This is a genomic window from Cupriavidus sp. D384, from assembly GCF_001652915.1.
Taxonomy (GTDB): domain Bacteria; phylum Pseudomonadota; class Gammaproteobacteria; order Burkholderiales; family Burkholderiaceae; genus Cupriavidus.
Genome location: NZ_BBQI01000022.1, coordinates 1 through 23,745, shown reverse-complemented (window position 1 = coordinate 23,745; position 23,745 = coordinate 1). Strand labels below are relative to the sequence as shown.

18 protein-coding genes, 1 tRNA gene and 1 pseudogene are annotated in these 23,745 nt (G+C 63.0%); 18 read left to right on the top strand and 2 right to left on the bottom strand.

The window, feature by feature from the left end; translation table 11 throughout:
- From A9J21_RS30840 to A9J21_RS09120, 11 genes and pseudogenes are all read left to right on the top strand, one after another.
- A pseudogene (locus A9J21_RS30840) lies at positions 1–80 on the top strand (elongation factor Tu); the annotation flags it as partial.
- 88 nt (positions 81–168) lie between these two features.
- Positions 169–244, top strand: a tRNA-Trp gene (locus A9J21_RS09165).
- A gap of 59 nt (positions 245–303) precedes the next feature.
- On the top strand, positions 304–684 hold the full coding sequence (gene secE, locus A9J21_RS09160) for a preprotein translocase subunit SecE (RefSeq protein WP_066734350.1): 381 nt from the start codon (positions 304–306) through the stop codon (positions 682–684).
- A 10-nt stretch (positions 685–694) separates the two neighbouring features.
- Positions 695–1,276 (top strand): transcription termination/antitermination protein NusG, encoded by a 582-nt coding sequence (gene nusG / locus A9J21_RS09155; protein WP_008649197.1) that lies wholly within the window; start codon positions 695–697, stop codon positions 1,274–1,276.
- 164 nt (positions 1,277–1,440) lie between these two features.
- Positions 1,441–1,872: a 50S ribosomal protein L11 gene (gene rplK / locus A9J21_RS09150; RefSeq protein ID WP_010810467.1), complete on the top strand. Its 432-nt coding sequence runs from the start codon at positions 1,441–1,443 to the stop codon at positions 1,870–1,872.
- Positions 1,873–2,568: a 50S ribosomal protein L1 gene (gene rplA, locus A9J21_RS09145; protein ID WP_066734347.1), complete on the top strand. Its 696-nt coding sequence runs from the start codon at positions 1,873–1,875 to the stop codon at positions 2,566–2,568. It begins immediately after the preceding gene.
- 368 nt (positions 2,569–2,936) lie between these two features.
- On the top strand, positions 2,937–3,458 hold the full coding sequence (gene rplJ / locus A9J21_RS09140; RefSeq protein ID WP_029051589.1) for a 50S ribosomal protein L10: 522 nt from the start codon (positions 2,937–2,939) through the stop codon (positions 3,456–3,458).
- A 60-nt stretch (positions 3,459–3,518) separates the two neighbouring features.
- Positions 3,519–3,893 (top strand): 50S ribosomal protein L7/L12, encoded by a 375-nt coding sequence (rplL, locus tag A9J21_RS09135; RefSeq protein WP_029051590.1) that lies wholly within the window; start codon positions 3,519–3,521, stop codon positions 3,891–3,893.
- A gap of 437 nt (positions 3,894–4,330) precedes the next feature.
- Entirely contained in the window at positions 4,331–8,437 is a 4,107-nt protein-coding gene (gene rpoB, locus A9J21_RS09130; RefSeq protein ID WP_066734344.1) for a DNA-directed RNA polymerase subunit beta, read from the top strand.
- A gap of 117 nt (positions 8,438–8,554) precedes the next feature.
- Positions 8,555–12,796, top strand: coding sequence for a DNA-directed RNA polymerase subunit beta' (gene rpoC / locus A9J21_RS09125; protein WP_066734342.1), 4,242 nt, complete (start codon positions 8,555–8,557; stop codon positions 12,794–12,796).
- A gap of 160 nt (positions 12,797–12,956) precedes the next feature.
- On the top strand, positions 12,957–13,298 hold the full coding sequence (locus A9J21_RS09120; protein WP_156545759.1) for a hypothetical protein: 342 nt from the start codon (positions 12,957–12,959) through the stop codon (positions 13,296–13,298).
- 21 nt (positions 13,299–13,319) lie between these two features.
- Here A9J21_RS09120 and A9J21_RS09115 read toward each other — a convergent pair whose 3' ends face one another.
- Positions 13,320–14,183, bottom strand: a complete 864-nt coding sequence (locus tag A9J21_RS09115; protein ID WP_066734333.1) for a 3-hydroxyacyl-ACP dehydratase FabZ family protein — start codon at positions 14,181–14,183, stop codon at positions 13,320–13,322.
- A gap of 242 nt (positions 14,184–14,425) precedes the next feature.
- On the opposite strand from A9J21_RS09115, the gene A9J21_RS09110 reads away from it, so the two are divergent.
- The gene (locus A9J21_RS09110; RefSeq protein WP_066734325.1) at positions 14,426–15,985 is read left to right on the top strand and encodes a nitrite reductase; all 1,560 of its coding nucleotides are present in this window, start codon (positions 14,426–14,428) and stop codon (positions 15,983–15,985) included.
- Positions 15,986–15,996: 11 nt separating this feature from the next.
- Positions 15,997–16,377 carry a c-type cytochrome gene (locus A9J21_RS09105; protein ID WP_082926320.1) on the top strand — a complete coding sequence of 127 codons (381 nt, stop codon included), beginning with the start codon at positions 15,997–15,999 and terminating at the stop codon, positions 16,375–16,377.
- Positions 16,378–16,381: 4 nt separating this feature from the next.
- On the opposite strand, the gene A9J21_RS09100 is transcribed toward A9J21_RS09105, so the two are convergent.
- Entirely contained in the window at positions 16,382–17,929 is a 1,548-nt protein-coding gene (locus tag A9J21_RS09100) for a PLP-dependent aminotransferase family protein (protein WP_066734322.1), read from the bottom strand.
- A 202-nt stretch (positions 17,930–18,131) separates the two neighbouring features.
- On the opposite strand from A9J21_RS09100, the gene recQ reads away from it, so the two are divergent.
- From recQ to A9J21_RS30835, 5 genes are all read left to right on the top strand, one after another.
- Positions 18,132–19,982 carry a DNA helicase RecQ gene (gene recQ / locus A9J21_RS09095; RefSeq protein ID WP_066734319.1) on the top strand — a complete coding sequence of 617 codons (1,851 nt, stop codon included), beginning with the start codon at positions 18,132–18,134 and terminating at the stop codon, positions 19,980–19,982.
- Positions 19,983–20,297: 315 nt separating this feature from the next.
- Positions 20,298–20,675 (top strand): 30S ribosomal protein S12, encoded by a 378-nt coding sequence (gene rpsL, locus A9J21_RS09090; RefSeq protein ID WP_006576501.1) that lies wholly within the window; start codon positions 20,298–20,300, stop codon positions 20,673–20,675.
- Positions 20,676–20,885: 210 nt separating this feature from the next.
- Positions 20,886–21,356 (top strand): 30S ribosomal protein S7, encoded by a 471-nt coding sequence (gene rpsG, locus A9J21_RS09085; protein ID WP_066734316.1) that lies wholly within the window; start codon positions 20,886–20,888, stop codon positions 21,354–21,356.
- 118 nt (positions 21,357–21,474) lie between these two features.
- Positions 21,475–23,583: an elongation factor G gene (gene fusA, locus A9J21_RS09080; RefSeq protein WP_066734313.1), complete on the top strand. Its 2,109-nt coding sequence runs from the start codon at positions 21,475–21,477 to the stop codon at positions 23,581–23,583.
- Positions 23,584–23,661: 78 nt separating this feature from the next.
- The coding region (locus tag A9J21_RS30835) for a GTP-binding protein (RefSeq protein WP_043003843.1) at positions 23,662–23,745 on the top strand (84 nt) is incomplete at its 3' end.

Genomic DNA, 23,745 nt, shown 5'->3' with positions numbered 1-23,745 from the left:
TGGAAGAAGGCCTGCGCTTCGCTATCCGCGAAGGTGGTCGTACCGTCGGCGCCGGCGTTGTGGCAAAGATCCTCGACTAAGCAATTGGTCGAACTGGCGAGCGCGACATCAACCAGTCGCGTTCGTTTGCCAGAGGGGTTGGCTTGAAGCCGGCCCCAAAGTTGTTTTAGGGGTATAGCTCAACTGGCAGAGCGTCGGTCTCCAAAACCGAAGGTTGGGGGTTCGATTCCCTCTGCCCCTGCCAAATCAATCAGCCGCGTCGCGAGGAACACTCGTGACGCGGCTTAGTCTCGTTTGCGAAACATGGCTAATCCCAATGTCGAAACCGTAGGCGCCTCGAGCGGCAAGTGGATGCTCGTGGTAGCGGTGCTCCTGGTGGTCGCCGGAGTCATCGGTTTCTACGCGCTGGCTCAGCAGCCGTCGTACGTCCGTGGCGCTGCGCTCTTTGCTGGCCTCGCCCTTGGCGTCGTCGTGGCGCTGGTCTCCGCGCCGGGCAAGGACTTTGTGGGATTCGCTCGTGAATCGTACCGGGAAGTTCGCAAGGTCGTCTGGCCGACGCGCAAGGAAGCCGGTCAGATGACGGGCCTCGTGTTTGCCTTTGTGGTGATCATGGCGCTGTTCCTGTGGTCGGCCGACAAGCTCATCGAGTGGGTGATCTTCTCCCTTGTCCTGGGCTGGAAATAAGAGGTAGCACATGACGGATAACGCTCAGCAGGAAACCACGGCCGCAGAATCGCCTTCTTCGAAGAAGCGCTGGTACGTGGTACACGCCTACTCCGGCATGGAAAAGAGCGTGCAGCGCGCGCTGCAGGAGCGCATCGAGCGCGCCGAGATGCAAGACAAGTTTGGTCGCATCCTGGTGCCCTCGGAAGAGGTTGTAGAAATCAAGGGCGGTCACAAGTCGGTGACCGAGCGTCGTTTCTTCCCCGGCTATGTGCTGGTGGAAATGGAAATGACCGACGAAACCTGGCACCTGGTGAAGAACACCAGCAAGGTGACCGGCTTCGTGGGCGGTGCACGTAACCGTCCGAGCCCGATTTCCCAACGGGAAGTCGACAAGATCATGACCCAGATGCAGGAAGGGGTCGAGAAGCCGCGTCCCAAGACGCTGTTCGAAGTGGGCGAAATGGTGCGCGTCAAGGACGGCCCGTTCACCGACTTCAATGGCAACGTCGAAGAAGTGAACTACGAAAAGTCGCGCCTGCGCGTGACGGTCACGATCTTCGGACGCGCAACGCCGGTCGAACTCGAGTTCGGCCAGGTCGAGAAGGTTTAAGGATTTTCTCTGCTGCGGCCCGTCAGGGTGGCAGCGGATGGATAGGGCGGCGGCGACGCCGGCCCGAAGAGGAGCGTGAGGTCGTGCCTCGGCATGGCGATAGCGCGTTACGACTCAACAGGATCTGATTTCCGCAACAGGAACGGATCCGGATTGGAGTAGAGATGGCCAAGAAGATCATTGGCTTTATCAAGCTGCAGATTCCGGCTGGTAAGGCAAATCCCTCCCCGCCCGTTGGTCCCGCACTGGGTCAGCGTGGTCTGAACATCATGGAGTTCTGCAAGGCGTTCAACGCCCAGACCCAGGGTATGGAACCCGGTCTGCCGGTGCCGGTGGTGATTACCGCCTTCGCCGACAAGAGCTTCACGTTCGTGATGAAGTCGCCGCCGGCGACCGTGCTGATCAAGAAGGCAGCAGGCATCACCAAGGGTTCGCCGAAGCCCCATACCGACAAGGTTGGCAAGATTACCCGCGCCCAGGCTGAAGAAATCGCCAAGGCAAAGAACGCTGACCTCACCGCCGCTGACCTCGACGCCGCCGTGCGTACGATCGCTGGTTCGGCGCGTTCGATGGGCATCACCGTGGAGGGTCTGTAAATGGCTAAGGTTTCCAAGCGCGTCGCCGCCAACAAGGCGAAGATCGAGCGTACCAAGTTCTACCCGATCGACGAGGCCCTGGGCCTGGTGAAGAGCTGCGCTTCGGCGAAGTTCGACGAGTCGATCGACGTGTCCGTGCAACTGGGCATCGACGCCAAGAAGTCGGACCAGGTTGTTCGCGGTTCCGTCGTGCTGCCGGCTGGTACCGGCAAGAGCGTCCGTGTGGCCGTGTTCGCCCAGGGCGAAAAGGCCGAGGCCGCCAAGGCTGCTGGCGCTGAAGTGGTCGGCATGGAAGACCTGGCCGAGCAAGTCAAGGCCGGTAACCTGAACTTCGACGTCGTGATCGCTTCGCCGGACACGATGCGTATCGTTGGTACGCTGGGCCAGATCCTCGGCCCGCGCGGCCTGATGCCGAACCCGAAGGTTGGCACCGTGACGCCGGACGTGGCCCAGGCCGTGAAGAACGCCAAGGCTGGTCAGGTGCAATTCCGTGTCGACAAGGCCGGTATCATCCACGCCACCATCGGCCGCCGTTCGTTTGACGACGCCGCGCTGAAGAGCAACCTGAGCGCCCTGCTGGACGCCCTGGTCAAGGCCAAGCCGGCAACCAGCAAGGGTGTGTACCTGCGCAAGGTGGCCGTGTCGTCGACGATGGGCGTTGGTGTCCGTGTCGAACAGGCTTCGCTGGCAGCCTGAGCTGACGGCAATCCTCTGACCGGCTCCCGATAACACCGGCCAGGGAAAGAATTGAGGATCGTGGCAGTGCCGCGATCGTCGCAAGGCTTTGGGCAGTGGCATTCGCGGCGCGCATGGCGCGCGGCAGGTGCCGCTGGTTATCAAAGACCGCTGGTGTTCACACCGCTTCTGGCAGCGTGGACTTAATCGGTCGGCACATGCGGGGCTTGCCCCGATGGCAGCCGGCCTGCCAGCGCAGATGGCGCACCCGAAGGGATTGATGACGCCGGAGCAATCCGGTGGATTCGGGCCAATCGGACGCCGTTCGTTTGGACTGATGCGCCGTTCGGCGGGTAACTGCCGAATACGCATCGTTTTGGAGCTTAACCGTGCCACTCAATATTGAAGATAAGAAGGCCGTCGTTGCTGAGGTCTCGGCGCAAGTCGCCAAGGCCCAGACCATCGTCGTGGCCGAATATCGCGGCATTGCGGTTGGCGATCTGACCAAGCTGCGTGCCAACGCTCGTCAGCAAGGCGTGTACCTGCGCGTTCTGAAGAACACGCTGGCTCGCCGTGCCGTCGAAGGTACGCCGTTTGCAGCCCTCGCAGAGCAGATGACCGGTCCGCTGATCTACGGTATTTCCGAAGATGCAGTGGCCTCGGCCAAGGTTCTGAACGACTTTGCCAAGACCAATGACAAGCTGGTCCTGCGCGCTGGGTCGTACGACGGCAAGGTGCTCGACGCTGGTGCCGTCAAGGCCCTGGCATCGATCCCGAGCCGCGAAGAACTGATCTCGCAGCTGCTGGGCGTGATGCAGGCGCCGGTGTCGGGCTTCGCCCGCCTGCTGGCCGCACTGGCTGCCAAGAACGCCGAAGGCGCTCCCGCGGAAGCGGAAGCCCCGGCCGCCTGAGCTGCCGCATAGACAGATCGCAATACCGATCCCGAATCAAATCTAGTAGGAGTAATCCAAATGGCAATCACTAAAGACGACATCCTGGAAGCCGTAGGCGCGATGTCCGTGATGGAACTGAACGACCTGGTCAAGGCGTTCGAAGAGAAGTTTGGCGTGTCGGCTGCTGCCATGGCTGTGGCTGCTGCCCCGGGCGCTGGCGGTGCTGCCGCTGCTGAAGAAAAGACCGAATTCAACGTGATTCTGGCCGAAGTCGGCGCCAACAAGGTTGGCGTGATCAAGGCCGTGCGCGAAATCACCGGTCTGGGCCTGAAGGAAGCCAAGGACCTGGTCGATGGCGCACCGAAGCCCGTGAAGGAAGGCGTGGACAAGGCCGCTGCCGACGAAGCCAAGAAGAAGCTGGAAGACGCCGGCGCCAAGGTCGACGTCAAGTAAGTGGTACGACGCGTGCCTCTGTGGCACGCGGCAGGGGCTGGCAAAGGGAAATTCCCGGCGCCAGCCTTTTTGCGCTTCTGCGGAGGTGTTCCATCAGACACCTGAAGGTTGCGCAAACCGGCCCGGATGGGTGAAATGTGAATTAGGATATGCTCCGGCAGGCGACAATCCATCGCTGCCTCAGCAGAAGCCAAACATCAGTGGCACACTAGGTGGTTGCTGATGTTTGTCTTCTGAACCGACTGCAGAAGACAAGTTTGGTCGGGTGTCCCCCGGACGTGTGCAGGCATTGCGCCGTGCAATGACCACACCGTCCGCAGCGTGCGGGCACCGTCAGCCAGAGGTTGGTAGCGGCCAACCGCCAAATCCCCTCCCAGTCGCTGAACACCTCAGGTGCCGGCCAGGTCCAGCCAGCCCTGCGATGATTCGGAGATCCCATGGCGTACAGCTTCACCGAAAAGAAGCGCATTCGCAAATCCTTTGCGAAGCGCGCGACGGTTCATCAGGTTCCATTCCTGCTTGCCACACAGATTGAATCCTACACCCAGTTCTTGCAAGCGGAAACGCCGACCGCGCGTCGCAAAAGCGAGGGTCTGCAGGCCGCTTTCAACGCGATTTTCCCAATCTCCTCCCATAACGGGCTTGCCCGTATGGAGTTTGTCTCGTATCACCTGTCCAACCCGCCGTTCGACGTCAAGGAATGCCAGCAGCGTGGCCTGACGTTCCATTCGGCCCTGCGCGCCAAGGTTCGCCTGATCATCAACGATCGCGAGAACCCGGGCAAGGTGAAGGAAGTGAAGGAGCAGGAAGTCTACATGGGCGAAATTCCGCTCATGACGTCGACCGGTTCTTTCGTGATTAACGGCACCGAGCGTGTCATCGTTAGCCAGCTGCACCGTTCGCCGGGCGTGTTCTTCGAACACGACAAGGGCAAGACGCACAGCTCGGGCAAGCTGCTGTTCTCGGCACGGATCATTCCGTACCGCGGCTCGTGGCTCGACTTCGAATTCGATCCGAAGGACATCCTGTACTTCCGCGTCGACCGCCGCCGCAAGATGCCGGTGACGATCCTGCTGAAGTCGATCGGCCTGACGCCGGAACAGATCCTGGCGCACTTCTTCGTGTTCGACAACTTCACGCTGCAGAGCGAAGGCGCGCAACTCGAGTTCGTGCCCGAGCGCCTGCGCGGGGAAGTCGCGCGCTTCGACATCGCCGACAAGAACGGCCGCGTCGTCGTGGAGAAGGACAAGCGTATCAACGCCAAGCACATTCGTGACCTGGATTCCGCCGGCACCAAGCTGATCAGCGTGCCCGAGGATTACCTGCTGGGTCGCGTGCTGGCCAAGAACATCATCGACCCGGATACCGGCGAGGTGATTGCCAACGCCAACGACGAGCTGACCGAGTCGCTGCTGGAAAACCTGCGCGAAGCCGGTGTCAAGCAGATCCAGACGCTGTACACGAACGATCTGGACCAGGGTCCGTACATCTCGCAGACGCTGCGTGTGGACGACACCGCCGACCAGACGGCCGCGCGTATCGCCATCTATCGCATGATGCGCCCGGGCGAGCCGCCCACCGAGGACGCCGTGGAAGCGCTGTTCCAGCGCCTGTTCTACAGCGAAGAGTCGTACGACCTGTCGCGCGTTGGCCGCATGAAGGTCAACAGCCGTCTGTCGCGCCCGAGCGGCGAGGGCAGCATGGTGCTGCAGGACGAGGACATCCTCGAGACGATCAAGATCCTGGTGAACCTGCGTAACGGCAAGGGCGAAGTCGACGATATCGATCACCTGGGCAATCGTCGCGTGCGTTGCGTCGGCGAACTGGCCGAAAACCAGTTCCGCGCCGGCCTGTCGCGCGTGGAGCGGGCCGTCAAGGAACGTCTGGGCCAGGCCGAGACCGAGAACCTGATGCCGCACGACCTGATCAACTCGAAGCCGATTTCGTCGGCGATTCGCGAGTTCTTCGGTTCGTCGCAGCTGTCGCAGTTCATGGACCAGACCAACCCGCTGTCGGAAATCACCCACAAGCGCCGCGTTTCGGCACTTGGCCCGGGTGGTCTGACGCGCGAGCGCGCCGGCTTTGAAGTCCGTGACGTGCACCCGACCCACTATGGCCGCGTGTGCCCGATCGAAACGCCGGAAGGCCCGAACATTGGCCTGATCAACTCGCTGGCACTGTACGCCCGCCTGAACGAATACGGCTTCCTGGAAACGCCGTACCGCAAGGTGGAAAACAGCAAGCTGACCGACCAGGTGGACTACCTGTCGGCCATCGAGGAAGGCAAGTACGTGGTGGCGCAGGCCAACGCGACCGTTGACGGCGAAGGCAACCTGACCGACGAACTGGTGTCGGCGCGTGAAGGCTCCGAGCGTGAAACGCGTATGGTCACGCCGGACCGCGTGCAGTACATCGACGTGGCGCCGTCGCAGATCGTGTCGGCCGCAGCATCGCTGGTGCCGTTCCTGGAACACGATGACGCGAACCGTGCACTGATGGGCGCGAACATGCAGCGTCAGGCCGTGCCTTGCCTGCGTCCGGACAAGCCGCTGGTGGGTACCGGCATCGAGCGTACCGTGGCAGTTGACTCGGGTACGGCCGTGCAGGCGATGCGTGGCGGCGTGGTGGACTACGTCGACGCGATGCGCGTGGTGATCCGCGTGAACGACGACGAAGCCGTGGCCGGCGAAGTTGGCGTGGACATCTACAACCTGATCAAGTACACGCGTTCGAACCAGAACACCAACATCAACCAGCGGCCGATGGTGAAGGTTGGCGATATCGTTGCCCGCGGCGACGTGATCGCTGACGGCGCCTCGACCGACCTGGGCGAACTGGCACTGGGCCAGAACATGCTGGTGGCGTTCATGCCGTGGAACGGCTACAACTTCGAGGATTCGATCCTGATCTCGGAGCGTGTGGTTGCCGAAGACCGCTACACCTCGATCCACATCGAGGAACTGTCGGTTGTCGCCCGCGACACGAAGCTCGGACCTGAAGAAATCACGCGCGACATCTCGAACCTGGCCGAAGCGCAACTGGCGCGTCTGGACGAGTCGGGCATCACGTACATCGGCGCCGAAGTGGAAGCCGGCGACGTGCTGGTGGGCAAGGTCACGCCGAAGGGCGAGACCCAGCTGACGCCGGAAGAGAAGCTGCTGCGCGCGATCTTCGGCGAGAAGGCTTCGGACGTGAAGGATACGTCGCTGCGCGTGCCGTCGGGCATGAGCGGTATCGTGATCGACGTGCAGGTCTTCACGCGTGAAGGCGTGACGCGCGACAAGCGCGCCCAGTCGATCATCGACGACGAACTGAAGCGTTACCGCCTGGACCTGAACGACCAGCTGCGTATCGTGGAAGGCGATGCGTTCCAGCGTCTGGAGCGTCTGCTGCTCGACAAGACCGTCAACGGCGGTCCGAAGAAGCTGGCCAAGGGCGCCAAGCTGACCCGCGAGTACCTGGCAGACCTGGACAAGTACCACTGGTTCGACATCCGTCCGGCCGACGAGGAAGTGGCTGCCCAGCTGGAAGCCGTCAAGGAAGCCATCGAGCAGAAGCGTCACGAGTTCGACCTGGCCTTCGAAGAGAAGCGCAAGAAGCTGACGCAGGGTGACGAACTGCCGCCGGGCGTGATCAAGATGGTCAAGGTGTACCTGGCCGTCAAGCGCCGCCTGCAGCCTGGCGACAAGATGGCAGGCCGTCACGGTAACAAGGGTGTGGTGTCGAAGATCGTGCCGATCGAAGACATGCCGTACATGGCCGACGGTACGCCGGCGGACATCGTACTGAACCCGCTGGGCGTGCCGTCGCGGATGAACGTGGGCCAGATTCTGGAAACCCACCTGGGCTGGGCCGCACGCGGTCTGGGCCAGCGCATCGGCGACATGCTCAAGGCTTCGGCCAAGGCGCAGGAACTCCGTCCGCTGCTCGCGCAGATCTACAACGAGAGCGGCAAGGCCGAAGACCTGGATAGCCTGAGCGATGCCGAAGTGCTGGAACTGGCAGGCAACCTGAAGAAGGGTGTCCCGTTCGCCACGCCGGTGTTCGACGGTGCGCACGAGGCCGAAATCCGCCGCATGCTCGACCTGGCCTACCCGGACGAGATTGCCAAGGAGAAGGGCCTCACGGCATCGAAGCAGCAGGTCACGCTGCACGACGGCCGCACCGGCGAAGCGTTCGAGCGTCCGGTCACGCTGGGTGTGATGCACATGCTGAAGCTGCATCACCTGGTGGACGACAAGATGCACGCCCGTTCCACCGGCCCGTACTCGCTGGTGACGCAGCAGCCGCTGGGCGGTAAGGCCCAGTTCGGTGGCCAGCGTTTCGGTGAGATGGAAGTGTGGGCACTGGAAGCCTACGGCGCGTCGTACGTGCTGCAGGAAATGCTGACGGTCAAGTCCGATGACGTGAACGGCCGTACCAAGGTGTACGAAAACATCGTCAAGGGCGAGCACTCGATCGACGCCGGCATGCCGGAGTCGTTCAACGTGCTGGTGAAGGAAATCCGCTCGCTGGGTATCGATATCGATCTGGATCGTTACTGATCCGCCGATTGATACGGGTGCCGGCCCCGGCGGGCACCCACCAGCGCAGGTTTCCCACAGGATTGAATGCCGCTGCCCCGGACAGACTCCGGGCCGGCGGCGAAACAAGGAGTTGCAATGAAAGCATTGCTCGATCTCTTTAAGCAGGTTCAGCAGGAAGAGCAGTTCGACGCGATCAAGATCGGCCTGGCCTCGCCCGAGAAGATCCGTTCGTGGTCGTACGGCGAAGTGAAGAAGCCGGAAACGATCAACTACCGTACGTTCAAGCCGGAACGCGATGGTCTGTTCTGCGCCAAGATCTTTGGCCCGATCAAGGACTACGAGTGCCTGTGCGGCAAGTACAAGCGCCTGAAGCACCGTGGCGTGATCTGCGAGAAGTGCGGCGTGGAAGTGACGCTGGCGAAGGTGCGCCGCGAGCGCATGGGCCACATCGAACTGGCTGCGCCGACCGCGCACATCTGGTTCCTGAAGTCGCTGCCGTCGCGTCTGGGCATGGTGCTCGACATGACGCTGCGCGACATCGAGCGCGTGCTGTACTTCGAAGCGTTCGTGGTGCTGGAACCCGGCATGACCCCGCTCAAGAAGAGCCAGATCATGTCGGAAGACGATTACCTGGCCAAGTGCGACGAGTACGGCGAGGGTGAATTCGTGGCAATGATGGGTGCCGAGGGCATCCGTGAACTGCTGCGCGGCATCGACATCGAGAAGCAGATCGAACAGATCCGCGCCGAGCTGCAGGCCACCGGTTCCGAAGCCAAGATCAAGAAGTTCGCCAAGCGCCTGAAGGTGCTGGAGGCCTTCCAGCGCTCGGGCATCAAGCCCGAGTGGATGATCCTGGAAGTGCTGCCGGTGCTGCCGCCCGAACTGCGTCCGCTGGTTCCGCTCGATGGTGGCCGTTTCGCCACGTCGGACCTGAATGACCTGTATCGCCGCGTCATCAACCGTAACAACCGTCTGAAGCGTCTGCTGGAGCTGAAGGCCCCTGAAATCATCGTGCGCAACGAAAAGCGCATGCTGCAGGAAGCCGTCGACTCGCTGCTGGACAACGGCCGTCGCGGCAAGGCGATGACCGGCGCCAACAAGCGTCCGCTGAAGTCGCTGGCCGAGATGATCAAGGGTAAGGGCGGTCGTTTCCGTCAGAACCTGCTGGGCAAGCGCGTGGACTACTCGGGCCGTTCGGTCATCGTGGTGGGCCCGACGCTGAAGCTGCACCAGTGCGGTCTGCCCAAGCTGATGGCGCTGGAACTGTTCAAGCCGTTCATCTTCCACAAGCTGGAAACGATGGGCATCGCCACCACCATCAAGGCGGCGAAGAAGGAAGTGGAAAGCCAGACGCCGGTGGTGTGGGACATCCTCGAAGAGGTGATCCGCGAGCACCCGGTGATGCTGAACCGTGCGCCGACGCTGCACCGCCTGGGTATCCAGGCGTTCGAGCCGGTGCTGATCGAAGGCAAGGCCATCCAGCTGCACCCGCTGGTCTGCGCGGCATTCAACGCCGACTTCGACGGTGACCAGATGGCCGTTCACGTGCCGCTGTCGCTGGAAGCCCAGATGGAAGCCCGCACGCTGATGCTGGCGTCGAACAACGTGCTGTTCCCGGCCAACGGCGATCCGTCGATCGTGCCGTCGCAGGACGTTGTGCTGGGTCTGTACTACACGACCCGCGACAAGATCAACGGCAAGGGCGAAGGCATGACGTTTGCTGATATCAGCGAAGTCATCCGTGCCTACGAGAACAAGGAAGTCGAGCTCGCATCGCGCGTGAACGTCCGTATCACCGAGTACGAAGTGGTGAACAAGGACGCCGACGGCGACGCGCGTTTCGCACCCAAGATCACGCTGCAGGCCACCACGGTCGGCCGCGCGATCCTGTCCGAGATCCTGCCGAAGGGCCTGCCGTTCTCGGTGCTGAACAAGCCGCTGAAGAAGAAGGAAATCTCGCGCCTGATCAACACGGCGTTCCGCAAGTGCGGTCTGCGCGAAACCGTGATCTTCGCCGACAAGCTGCTGCAGTCGGGCTTCCGCCTGGCTACGCGCGCCGGTATCTCGATCGCCATCGACGACATGCTGGTGCCGCCGCAGAAGGAGAAGATCATCGCCGACGCGGCAGCGAAGGTGAAGGAATACGACAAGCAGTACATGTCGGGTCTGGTGACCGACCAGGAGCGTTATAACAACGTCGTGGACATCTGGGGTGCCGCTGGTGACCAGGTGGGCAAGGCGATGATGGAGCAGCTCCAGCACGAAGACGTGGTCGATCGTACGGGCGCTACCGTCAAGCAGGATTCGTTCAACTCGATCTACATGATGGCGGACTCGGGTGCTCGCGGTAGCGCGGCCCAGATTCGTCAGCTGGCAGGTATGCGTGGCCTGATGGCCAAGCCGGATGGCTCGATCATTGAAACGCCGATTACGGCGAACTTCCGTGAAGGCCTGAACGTTCTGCAGTACTTCATCTCGACCCACGGCGCTCGTAAGGGCCTGGCCGATACGGCGCTGAAGACCGCGAACTCGGGTTACCTGACCCGTCGTCTGGTCGACGTGACGCAGGATCTGGTCGTGGTGGAAGACGATTGCGGCACCACCAACGGCGTGGCCATGAAGGCCCTGGTCGAAGGCGGTGAAGTGATCGAAGCCCTGCGCGACCGTATCCTGGGCCGTGTGACCGTCGGCGACGTGGTGAATCCGGAAACTCAGGAAACCGCGATCGAGAACGGCACGCTGCTGGACGAAGATCTGGTCGAGCTGATCGACAACATCGGCGTGGACGAAGTCAAGGTCCGTACGCCGCTGTCGTGCGACACGCGCTACGGCCTGTGCGCCATGTGCTACGGCCGTGACCTCGGCCGCGGCGTGCTGGTGAACTCGGGCGAAGCAGTGGGTGTGATCGCTGCACAGTCGATTGGTGAGCCGGGTACCCAGCTGACCATGCGTACGTTCCACATCGGTGGTGCGGCATCGCGTGCGGCAGTGGCATCGAGCGTGGAAGCCAAGGCCACCGGTACGGTGCGCTTCACGGTGACCATGCGTTACGTGACGAACGCCAAGGGCGAACTGATCGTGATCTCGCGTTCGGGCGAGGCACTGATCACCGACGACCACGGCCGCGAGCGCGAGCGCCACAAGATCCCGTACGGCGCCACGCTGCTGGTGCAGGACGGCCAGGCCATCAAGGCTGGTACGCAGCTGGCCACGTGGGACGCACTGACTCGTCCGATCGTTTCCGAGTACTCGGGCACGATCAAGTTCGAGAACGTGGAAGAAGGCGTGACCGTTGCCAAGCAGATGGACGAAGTCACGGGCCTGTCGACCCTCGTGGTGATCGACGCCAAGCGCCGTACGGCTGCCACCAAGGGTCTGCGCCCGCAGGTGAAGCTGCTCGACGCGAACAACCAGGAAGTGAAGATTCCGGGCACGGACCATTCTGTGACCATCGGCTTCCAGGTGGGCGCGCTGATTACCGTGAAGGACGGTCAGCAGGTGCACGTGGGTGAGGTGCTGGCACGTATCCCGACCGAATCGCAGAAGACCCGCGACATTACCGGTGGTCTGCCGCGAGTGGCCGAGCTGTTCGAAGCCCGTTCGCCGAAGGACGCCGCCGTGCTGGCGGAAGTCACCGGTACGGTGTCGTTCGGCAAGGACACGAAGGGCAAGCAGCGCCTGGTGATCACGGACCTGGACGGCAACGCCCACGAGTTCCTGATCGCGAAGGAAAAGCAGGTGCTGGTGCACGACGGCCAGGTGGTGAACAAGGGCGAAATGATCGTGGAAGGTCCGGCGGATCCGCACGACATCCTGCGCCTGAAGGGCATCGAAGAGCTGGCGCACTACATCGTGGACGAAGTGCAGGACGTGTACCGTCTGCAGGGCGTGAAGATCAACGACAAGCACATCGAAGTGATTGTTCGTCAGATGCTGCGCCGCGTGCAGATCCAGGACGTGGGCGATACCAAGTTCATCCCGGGTGAACAGGTGGAGCGTTCGGAACTGCTCGACGAGAACGATCGCGTGATCGCCGACGGCAAGCGTCCGGCTATCCACGAGAACCTGCTGCTGGGTATTACCAAGGCGTCGCTGTCGACCGACAGCTTCATCTCGGCGGCATCGTTCCAGGAAACCACGCGCGTGCTGACCGAAGCCGCGATCATGGGCAAGACCGACGACCTGCGTGGTCTGAAGGAAAACGTGATTGTGGGTCGTCTGATCCCGGCCGGTACCGGCCTGGCCTACCACCGTGCCCGCAAGGCACGCGAGGCAGCCGAGCGCGAACGCGCCCAGGCGATCAGCGACGAAGAGCAATCGCTCTTCATCGAGCCGCCGGTGGTGCAAGCCACCGAGGGCGACGGCGACGCAGTCTGATCGCGATCCTCGCAGTTACCGCTGCAATGAAAAACCCGGCTCGATCGAGCCGGGTTTTTTTTTCGTCCGAAGCCTCTGGGTTGGTGTGGATCAATCCACCGGCTCGCCAACGGCGCTACGGTAAGGGAGCCTTGAATTCTGCTGTACGACAGCCTCGATCATGCCGCTCCGGATGCCTGCAACCTGGATTTACCGCCTGCTGAGTGCCGTTGGTTGCGCCGGCATGATCGCAGCGGTGCCCGTGGCCCATGCTTTCCAGCTGGACCTTTCCCCGAAACCGCCACAGACCGTTGAAGACGAGCGCGAACAGCGCTACGAGCAGCGCCGCGACTGCGCCGCGGGCAAGGCCGATGCCCGCCAGTGCGCCATGCTTGAGCAGCAGGCGCGCCAAAAGCAAGTCGATGCCGTGCGGCGAGATACGTCGCCGGCGGGCATGCCTCCGCCCGTGAATCCCGACACGCTAAACAGGCGGGACAATCCGCTTTCCGATGGGCGTGAATAGGCGGCTACCCGCATCAGCGCGTCAGGCACCGGCCGACGAAGCGGGCGCGATCATGACGACGAGGCTGCCCACGTCGATCAACGGTTCGTCGCCGATCAGGATGCTGCCCCCGAAAACCACCATGTTTGAACGTAGCCGCTCGATCCTGACGTCGAGGGTCAGGACCGTGTCGTACGGAATGGGTCGATGCAGCGTGACATCGCGCATGAGTCCCACCAGTGCATGCGTCGGCGCATTGCCCGCCTGGCTCAGATAGAAAAGCGTAACGCCGGCCTGGCCGAACGACTCGATTGCCAGCGTGGCCGGATAGGCCTGCGGCGGTTGGCGCCCAAGGATCGGCGATTCCCGGTTGACGACCTTGGTGGCCCGGATGTGCTCGCCCGGTCGGTATGCCGATACCGTATCCAGCAACAGAAATGGATACCGATGCGGCAACAGCCGGGCGATATCGCGATGCGTCAATGCCGGTGCCGCCGCGCTCACCTCGGGCGCGCCGAGTCGAGCCGGATCGTCGGAGCCAACGCCGCACACAATGGTTGCCCGGACACGCGCATCCCCTGCGACGCAGGCGACGGCTTCGCAAGATACCTCGCTGCCAGCATCGCCACCGGCCTCCGCGCAAAGGGCGACTTCCAGAGCCACCACGTCGCCGGGCACGACCACGCCGAGGTATTGCACGCGCCTGACCGCTGTGGCCCGGGCCGGCTCGCCCAGTGTGCGGCTGGCCAGTTCCGCAGCCATCGCCAGCATCCGGTCGAGCATCAGCGCGCCAGGGTAGACCGGGTTTCCGGGGTAGTGGCCCAGCGCGAACAGGTCGCTGCCGCTGACAAACAGGGTTTCGCGGACGGCGGGGATGGAGTCGGTGACGGGGCTCGATGTCGGCATACAAGGTGTGCGAATGGTCGGGGCGCAGGTTGCTGGATCGTAGACCGCCGCCGGTGGAAGGCCCTTGCGCTATCGCAACTGCGCCGGGGTTTGCGACACGGCCGTGGACGGTGGGCGACGGGGCGGCGCATCGGCCAACCGTACCCATCGCATTTCCAGTTGCATCCCCAAAGGCGCACGGGCACGCAGTGGCACATTGATCGCGTCGTTACTACTCAAACTACCCACGGAGGACCTGAACGATGCTTGCCAGGACTGTAGTTGCCGCCATGCTTGCCAGTGTGTCTGGCACGTTGTGGGCCATGACCGCCGAAGCGCTGCAACGCGCAGACGCGCTTTACCAGGCCAATTGCGCGGTCTGCCATTCCGCCAGCCGGGGCGGTTACGTCGGGCCGGCCCTGCACAAGGACAGGCTCGTGCAGAGCGAGGCCGCGCTACGTGGCGCCATCATGACCGGCATTCCCGACACGCTGATGCCGCCGTTTCATTCGCGCATGTCCGATGCGGACATCCGGCTGGTAGCCGAGTACATCCAGACTCAGCCCGTGGGCAAGCCGGAATGGTCGATGAAGCAGATTCGCGATAGCCTCGAAGTGCTCGTCGATGAATCCACGCTGCCGTCGAAGCCGGCCTATCAGATCGGGTCTGTCTACGACCTGATGGTGGTCATGGCGCGTGGCCGCTACGGGCGCGGCACGGGCGCCGACAACGCGAAGACCGTCTTTCTGGATGGCACGACAAACAAGGTGGTTGGCGAAATTGCGACGCCGATCGCTCCCCACATCATGGAGTTCAGCCCGGTCGACGAACGATGGGCCTGGCTGAAGAGTGACGATGGTCACGTCTACAAGATCGACCTCTACTCGCTCAAGGTCGTGCGCAAGGTCAAGACGGGTTTGACCGGCCCCGGTATCGCCGTGTCCATGGATGGCAAATGGCTGGCGGCCAGTTCGTTCGTGCCGAACCTGGTGGTGATTCTGAAGGCCGACACGCTGGAGCCCGTGAAGTATCTGCGGCTCGAAGGCAAGGATCCTGACGGCAAGTTCATCCAGTCGGCGGGCGGCCCGGTCATCGGTAGCCGCATCAACAACAAGTTCGCCCTGACGCTGCGCCAGGCCGGCCAGATCTGGATCGTCGATCCGGACCGGGAAGGCATGCCGGTGACAAAGCTGGAAGGCGTAGGCCGCATGCTGCACGACACGTTCCTGACGCCTGACGGGCGGTACTCGATGGTGGCGTCCTACGGCGATCACAAGATCGTGGCGATCGATCTCAAGGAAGACAAGGTGGCACGCGATATCCCGGCGGGCTGCCAGCCGCATGTCGGCTCCGGAGCCGTCACCCCGGTGAACGGGCGGATGCTGGCGTTCGGCACCAATATCGGCAAATGCGACAAGGGGGATGTCGTGACCGTGTGGGATACGAGCGACTTCTCGGTGGTGAAGAACATCAAGGTGGATGGCCCTACCGAATCGCCGGCCGCGCACCCCGATGCGCCGTACGTGGCCGTGGATATCGTCTCCAAGGACAAGAAGGCCGCGCACATCCAGCTGATCGACAAGCAGTCGCTCGAGGTTGTGCGCACCCTGGATGCCGGCGGCCATGCGTTCTTCCCCGAGTACACCCGGGACGGCAAGTATCTGTATGTCAGCGCGGGTTATTACGGTGACCGGCTGCGCGTGTACGACAGCAAGTCCCTGGCCCTGGTGGCCGAGCACAAGATGGAAAGCCCGGCGGGCATCTTCTCGCGCGCACGCACGCAGTGGATCTCGGTCGGTTTGCCGCCGACGAGAAAGCATTGAGGGGAGTGGCCATGATCAAGTATCGAGGGAACAAGCTGGCCGCGCTGCTCGCCCTGCTGGCGGCGTCCACCGTCGCGCATGCGGCAACTGCCGCCACGGGCACGGCCGCCGCGCCGGCTGCACCGTCCACGCCAGCCGCACCAAAGCTTGCCGATCAGGTGGCGGCCATCCTGCCGCTGTGCGCGTCGTGTCATGGTATCGACGGCATCAGCAGCGTCGGCCTGTATCCCAATCTTGCGGGACAGAAGCCGGAGTATCTCGCCAAGCAGTTGCGCGACTTCAAGGCCGCGCGGCGGGACGACGCCGTGATGCGCCCGATGGCCGAGCCGCTGGATGATGCCGCCATCGAAGCGCTGTCGCGACACTTCGGCACAATGCCCGGCGCGCACTGAGGGGTCACACGGCCAGGCTGGCCGGTGCATTGGTGCCGGGTTGCTGCGAACGGCAACGGTCCACCGCCCGCCTGAGCCTGGCCATCGCCTCGCGGATCTGCGTAGCGTTCTGCGACGCGTAGCCAAGCAGCAGCACGCGGCTGCCGGACGCCGGAATATGCCCGCAGGCAGCTTCGTCCATGCGGTACAGCCTGACACCCTGCGCCAATGCGCTGTTGGCGATGTCGGTCGCATTCGGTTCGCCGGCCGGCAGGTGCAGCGCGACATGCATGCCTGTGCCGGTGCCACTGATCTGGCAGCGGGTCCCCCAGATGTCGCGCAACCCCAGTAGCAGCGCGTCGCGCTGTTCGCGATAGCGACGGCGCAGCCGGTACAGGTGGCGGCTGTAGTCACCGTACTCGAATAGTCGGGCAAGTACGGCCTGTTCCAGCCAGGGGCATCCGTGATTGAGCAGCGCCTTGCGACGCGCGATGGCGTCCGTCAGCCACGGCGGGCACGCCATGAAGCCGAGCCGCAGACCCGGCCCGAGCACCTTCGAGAACGATCCGATGTAGACGACGCGCGCGGGATCGAGCGCCATGAGCGGAGGCGGCGGTGCGCTGTCGTAGGCGAAGTCGCCGTCGTAGTCGTCCTCGATGACGCAGGCGCCAACGTCTGCAGCCCAGTCGAGCAAGGCCCGCCGGCGGTCCAGCGACATCGTGTAGCCGAGCGGGTACTGATGCGATGGCGTGGTGTACGCCAGTTGCACCGGCGCATCCGGCAGCGCAGGCGTGCATAGCCCGTCTGCATCGACGGGCACGGCGATCCGTACCGCGTGCGTGAGTTGGGGCAAGTTGCAGAAGCCCGCATAGCCGGGCGATTCCACCACGACGCGGTCTCCGTGCTGGACAAAATGCGCGGCCAGCAGGTGCAGCGCCTCCTGGACACCGGCGACGATCAGGATCTGCGTGGGATCGACCGCCAGCGCCCGGGTGGCCGCCAGGTAATCGGCGATCTGCATGCGCAGTCCCCAGAGGCCTTCCGCCGAAGGGTATTCGCTGATCGCATGCCGCATCTGGCGCAGCAGCGGGTTTGACAGCATCGCCCAGCGCCGGGCCGGAAAGGCATCGGGCGCGGGACGTCCGATCTTGAAATCGAAGGTCACGGGACAGCGGGGCGGCGCGGCATGCACACCGGGCGGGAAGATTCCGGCGCCCGCCTGCGACGATCGCGATGAACGGGGCAGCGCATCGGGCCGACTGTTCGCCGGGGTTGTCACCGGGGTTGCCACCGGCAGCGATGACGCACGGGGAATCGCCTCCGCCACATAGAAGCCGCGACCGGGCTCGCCGCGCAGCAGGCCGGCATCGGTCAGGCCTTCATAGGCGCCGACCACGGTGTTCCGTGAAACACCCAGCATGGCAACCAGGCAGGCGATGGACGGAAGCCGGTCGTCTGGCTGGAGCCGGCCGGACAGGATCATGTGTTCCACCTGCCGCATGATCTGCCGCTTGTACGGCGCCGACCCATCGCGCAGGATCTCGATCGGCAGGGAAAAGGAATGGCGCTGCATGTGGCTGTATTGGGGACCTCGCCAGCCATCGTATGGCCGGCGCGCCAGACCATGGTTGTGCTGGCGCAAGACTATCGGCGGCGCGGCCGATTCCCGGGTGACGATTGGCGGCAGTGCCACACCGGCGCATACACATTCCGTCCGACGCGGCATGGAGTGGTATGGTTACGCCTTTCCCGGCTTTCCGATCTATTGCTGTCCCATGTCGCGCGCCCTGGCGATCCTCAAAGAAGTCTTCGGCTACCACGCATTCCGTGGCACGCAGGCGGAGATCATCGACCATGTAGCGGACGGCGGCGATTGCCTGGTGCTGATGCCCACGGGCGGTGGCAAGTCGCTCTGCTATCAGATTCCGGCGTTGCTGCGCCAGCAGGCCGGGCAAGGCGTGGGCATCGTGGTGTCGCCGCTGATCGCGCTGATGCAGGACCAGGTGGCGGCGCTGACCGAAGCCGGCGTCCGCGCGGCAGTGCTGAACTCCACCCTGAGCAGCAGCGAGGCCTCGGCGGTCGAGCGTGACCTGCTGGCTGGCCGGCTGGACATTCTCTATGTGGCGCCGGAGCGGCTGATGACGCCGCGCTTCCTGGATCTGCTGGACCGGACCCGCGTGGGTTTGTTCGCCATCGACGAGGCGCACTGCGTGTCGCAATGGGGCCACGACTTCCGGCCGGAATATATCCAGCTGTCGGTGCTCCACGAGCGCTTCCCGAATGTGCCGCGCATTGCGCTGACCGCCACGGCCGATGCGCTGACGCGTAACGAGATCATCGAGCGGCTGGCGCTGGACGATGCGCGGGTCTTCATTTCCAGCTTCGATCGTCCGAACATCCGCTACCGCATTGTCGAGAAGGACAACGCGCGGAACCAGCTGCTGGCCTTCATCAAGGCCGAGCACATGAACGGCGATGGCGGGCACGACAGCGGCATCGTCTATTGCCTGTCGCGCAAGAAGGTGGAAGACACCGCGCAATGGCTGGCAAGCCACGGCATCAACGCACTGGGCTACCACGCCGGTATGGATGCGCAGGTGCGGCAGCATCACCAGGCCCGCTTTCGCGAGGAAGAGGGCATCGTGATGGTTGCCACCATCGCCTTCGGCATGGGCATCGACAAGCCCGATGTGCGATTCGTGGCCCACCTGGACCTGCCCAAGAGCATGGAAGGTTACTACCAGGAAACCGGCCGAGCTGGCCGCGACGGGCTGCCTGCCAATGCCTGGATGGCCTACGGGCTTGGCGATGTCGTGCAGCAGAAGCGCATGATCGACGAGTCGGAGGCCGACGACGCGCACAAGCGCGTGTCATCGTCGAAGCTCGACGCGCTGCTGGGCCTGTGTGAAACGGCGGGCTGCCGGCGCGTGCGGATCCTGGCCTATTTCGAGGAATCGGCAGGCCCCTGCGGCAACTGCGATACGTGCCTTGAGCCGCCTGCCACCTGGGACGGCACGCGCGAGGCGCAGATGGCGCTGTCGTGCGTGTATCGCACGGCGCAGGCCAGCCGCGTGCATTTTGGCTCGACCCACCTGATCGACGTGCTGCGCGGCAATGCCAGCGAGAAGATCCGCCAGTGGGGCCACGACAAGGTGTCGACGTTCGGCATCGGCAAGGACCTCTCCGTGGCCGAATGGCATGCCATCTTCCGGCAACTGATCGCGCACGGCCTGCTGGTGATCGACCACGGCGGCCACGGCGCACTGCTGCTTGGCGATCCGGCGCGGTCGGTGCTCAAGGGCGAGCAGTCGGTCACGCTGCGGCGCCAGGTCAGCAAGCCGGGCAAGTCCGGCGAGCGGGCAGGGCGGGGCGGGCCGCGTACTGATCACACCGCCACGATGGATGCCGATACGCTGTCCAACTGGGAGGCGTTGCGGGCCTGGCGCACGGCCACCGCCAAGTCGCACGGCGTGCCGGCCTACGTCATCTTCCACGATGCCACGCTGGCCGAGCTGGCGCGCAGCGCGCCGGAATCGCTGGATGAACTGGCCGAGGTGCCCGGCATTGGTGCATCCAAGCTGGAGCGCTACGGCGAGGAAATCCTCGAGACGTTGCGCGAGGTCTGAGCCCGTCAGCCCGCTTCGGGCTGCCAATAGGTATACGGCGCGTATACCCCTTGACCGTTGCCAACAGGCCTGCTAGAGTGCCAGATTCGAGTTTTTGGCTTTGGATTTCGCGCGTCCCTCGGAATTGTGCCTTCAGCGGCGCAGCCAGGCAGGCGGCAGCGGGATCCGGGCGAGCTCGCGCTCTTTGGCAAGTCTGTCACTTCACAGCCCTTCCTTCAGAGCGTCCTGCTCGCCTTTCCCGTCCAAAACCCGTAGTTGCCCCTTGGCCAGCATCTGGCACAGGGGTGTTTTTGTAAAACCAAGCTGGATTGAACAATGCCAACTATCAACCAACTGGTTCGCAAGCCGCGCGTCTCTGAAGTCATCAAGAGCAAGAGCCCGGCGCTTGAGAACTGCCCCCAGCGTCGCGGCGTGTGCACCCGTGTGTACACCACGACGCCGAAGAAGCCGAACTCGGCACTGCGTAAGGTCGCCAAGGTGCGCCTGACCAACGGTTTCGAAGTCATTTCGTATATCGGCGGTGAAGGCCACAACCTGCAGGAACACTCGGTCGTGCTGATCCGCGGCGGCCGTGTGAAGGATCTGCCGGGTGTGCGTTACCACATCGTCCGTGGTTCGCTGGATCTGCAAGGCGTGAAGGACCGCAAGCAGGCCCGTTCGAAGTACGGTGCAAAGCGTCCGAAGGCTGCCTAAGCTTCTACGCAAAGCAATATCCGACAGCCGTGACAGGACGTCATGGAGCTGTCACCAGGCGGCGGTACAACGGAGCGTTTTTTGTGCGCCGTGCCGTCGAGTAAGTGGTCACCCGGCGAATTTGTCCAGCCAGTAGCGCTGGCAAGCTAGTTGGTGGCCGGAGAGCGGAAATATTTATCCCGCCTCTCAACTGAATCTTAAGGAAAGAAGATGCCACGTCGTCGTGAAGTCCCCAAGCGGGACGTTTTGCCTGATCCGAAGTTCGGTAACGTTGAAGTTGCCAAGTTCATGAACGTGCTGATGCTGGACGGCAAGAAGTCGGTTGCCGAACGTATCGTTTATGGCGCGTTCGACCAGATCGAAAAGAAGGCAGGCAAGGCCCCCATCGAAGTGTTCTCCGTTGCCATCAACAACGTGAAGCCGGTGGTGGAAGTGAAGAGCCGTCGCGTGGGCGGTGCAAACTATCAGGTTCCGGTCGAAGTCCGTCCGTCGCGTCGTTTGGCATTGGCGATGCGTTGGCTGCGCGAGGCCGCGAAAAAACGCAGCGAGAAGTCGATGGCGCTGCGCCTGGCAGGTGAGCTGATGGAAGCTGCAGAAGGCCGTGGTGGCGCAATGAAGAAGCGCGACGAAGTACACCGCATGGCCGAAGCCAACAAGGCGTTCTCGCACTTCCGCTTCTAAGGCGCGCGAAAAACGCTGTTGGTTGCCGGGCGGGCTGTGTTTTCACACATCTCGCCCGTTTGTGTTAAAGGCGCAGGTCATGAGATTTCTGCGCCTCATGGACGAATAGAGGATTAAAGTGGCTCGTAAGACTCCTATTGAGCGCTACCGTAACATCGGTATTTCGGCTCACATTGACGCGGGTAAAACCACCACGACCGAGCGGATCCTGTTCTACACCGGTGTGAACCACAAGATCGGTGAAGTGCATGATGGCGCGGCCACCATGGACTGGATGGAGCAGGAGCAGGAGCGTGGCATCACGATTACCTCCGCTGCTACCACCGCCTTCTGGAAGGGCATGGGCGGCAACTACCCCGAGCACCGCTTCAACATCATCGACACCCCGGGGCACGTGGACTTCACCATCGAGGTGGAGCGTTCCATGCGCGTGCTGGATGGCGCCTGCATGGTGTACTGCGCAGTGGGTGGCGTGCAGCCGCAGTCGGAAACCGTCTGGCGTCAGGCCAACAAGTACGGCGTGCCGCGTCTGGCGTTCGTCAACAAGATGGACCGTACCGGCGCGAACTTCTTCAAGGTCTACGACCAGCTGAAGACCCGCCTGAAGGCCAACCCGGTGCCCGTCGTCGTGCCTATCGGCGCTGAAGACGGCTTCCAGGGCGTGATCGACCTGCTGGAAATGAAGGCGATCATCTGGGACGAAGCCAGCCAGGGCGTGAAGTTCGAATACAAGGACATCCCGGCCGAGCTGCAGGACGTCGCTGACGAATGGCGCGAGAAGATGGTCGAGTCCGCCGCCGAAGCCAGCGAAGAGCTGATGGAAAAGTACCTGGGCGGCGAAGAGCTGACCCGCGCCGAGATCGTCAAGGCGCTGCGTGACCGTACCATCGCCTGCGAAATCCAGCCGATGCTGTGCGGCACCGCGTTCAAGAACAAGGGCGTGCAGCGTATGCTGGACGCCGTGATCGACTTCCTGCCGTCGCCGGTCGACATCCCGCCGGTCAAGGGCGTGGACGAAAGCGACGACGAGAAGAAGCTCGAGCGCAAGGCCGACGACAACGAGAAGTTCTCGGCGCTGGCATTCAAGATCATGACCGACCCGTTCGTCGGCCAGCTGATCTTCTTCCGCGTCTACTCGGGCAAGATCAATTCGGGCGACACCGTGTACAACCCGGTGAAGCAGAAGAAGGAGCGTCTGGGCCGTATTCTGCAGATGCACGCCAACCAGCGCGAAGAAATCAAGGAAGTGCTGGCAGGCGACATCGCCGCTGCCGTGGGCCTGAAGGACGCCACCACCGGCGACACGCTGTGCGATCCGGCTGCACCGATCGTGCTCGAGCGCATGGTGTTCCCGGAGCCGGTGATCTCGCAGGCTGTCGAGCCGAAGACCAAGGCTGACCAGGAAAAGATGGGTATCGCCTTGAACCGCCTGGCCGCTGAAGATCCGTCGTTCCGCGTGCGTACCGATGAAGAATCGGGCCAGACCATCATTTCGGGCATGGGCGAGCTCCACCTCGAAATTCTGGTCGACCGCATGAAGCGCGAATTCGGCGTGGAAGCCAACATCGGCGCGCCGCAGGTGGCTTACCGCGAAACCATTCGCAAGAAGGCCGAGGACGTCGAAGGCAAGTTCGTCAAGCAGTCGGGCGGCCGCGGCCAGTACGGTCACGCCGTGATCACGCTGGAACCGCAAGAGCCGGGCAAGGGCTTCGAGTTCATCGACGCCATCAAGGGCGGTGTGATTCCTCGCGAATACATCCCGGCGGTCGAGAAGGGTATCGTCGACACGCTGCCGGCCGGTATCCTGGCTGGCTTCCCGGTGGTGGACGTGAAGGTCACGCTGACGTTCGGTTCGTACCACGACGTGGACTCGAACGAAAACGCGTTCCGCATGGCCGGCTCGATGGCTTTCAAGGAAGCCATGCGCAAGGCCAGCCCGGTTCTGCTCGAGCCGATGATGGCCGTGGAAGTGGAAACGCCGGAAGACTACACGGGTACCGTGATGGGCGATCTGTCGTCCCGCCGCGGCATCGTGCAGGGCATGGACGACATGGTTGGCGGCGGCAAGATCATCAAGGCCGAAGTCCCGCTGTCGGAAATGTTCGGTTACTCGACCGCACTGCGCTCGGCCACGCAAGGCCGCGCCACGTACACCATGGAATTCAAGCACTACGCTGAGGCACCGAAGAACATCGCCGAAGCAGTGATGACGGCCAAGGGCAAGTAATAAAGCTTCGCCGCCATGCATGATCTGCGTGGCGGCGCAAAGAATTGAATCTGACTGTATTCCATTAGGAGCTGAAACATGGCAAAGGAAAAGTTCGAGCGGACCAAGCCGCACGTGAACGTAGGTACGATTGGTCACGTTGACCACGGCAAGACGACGCTG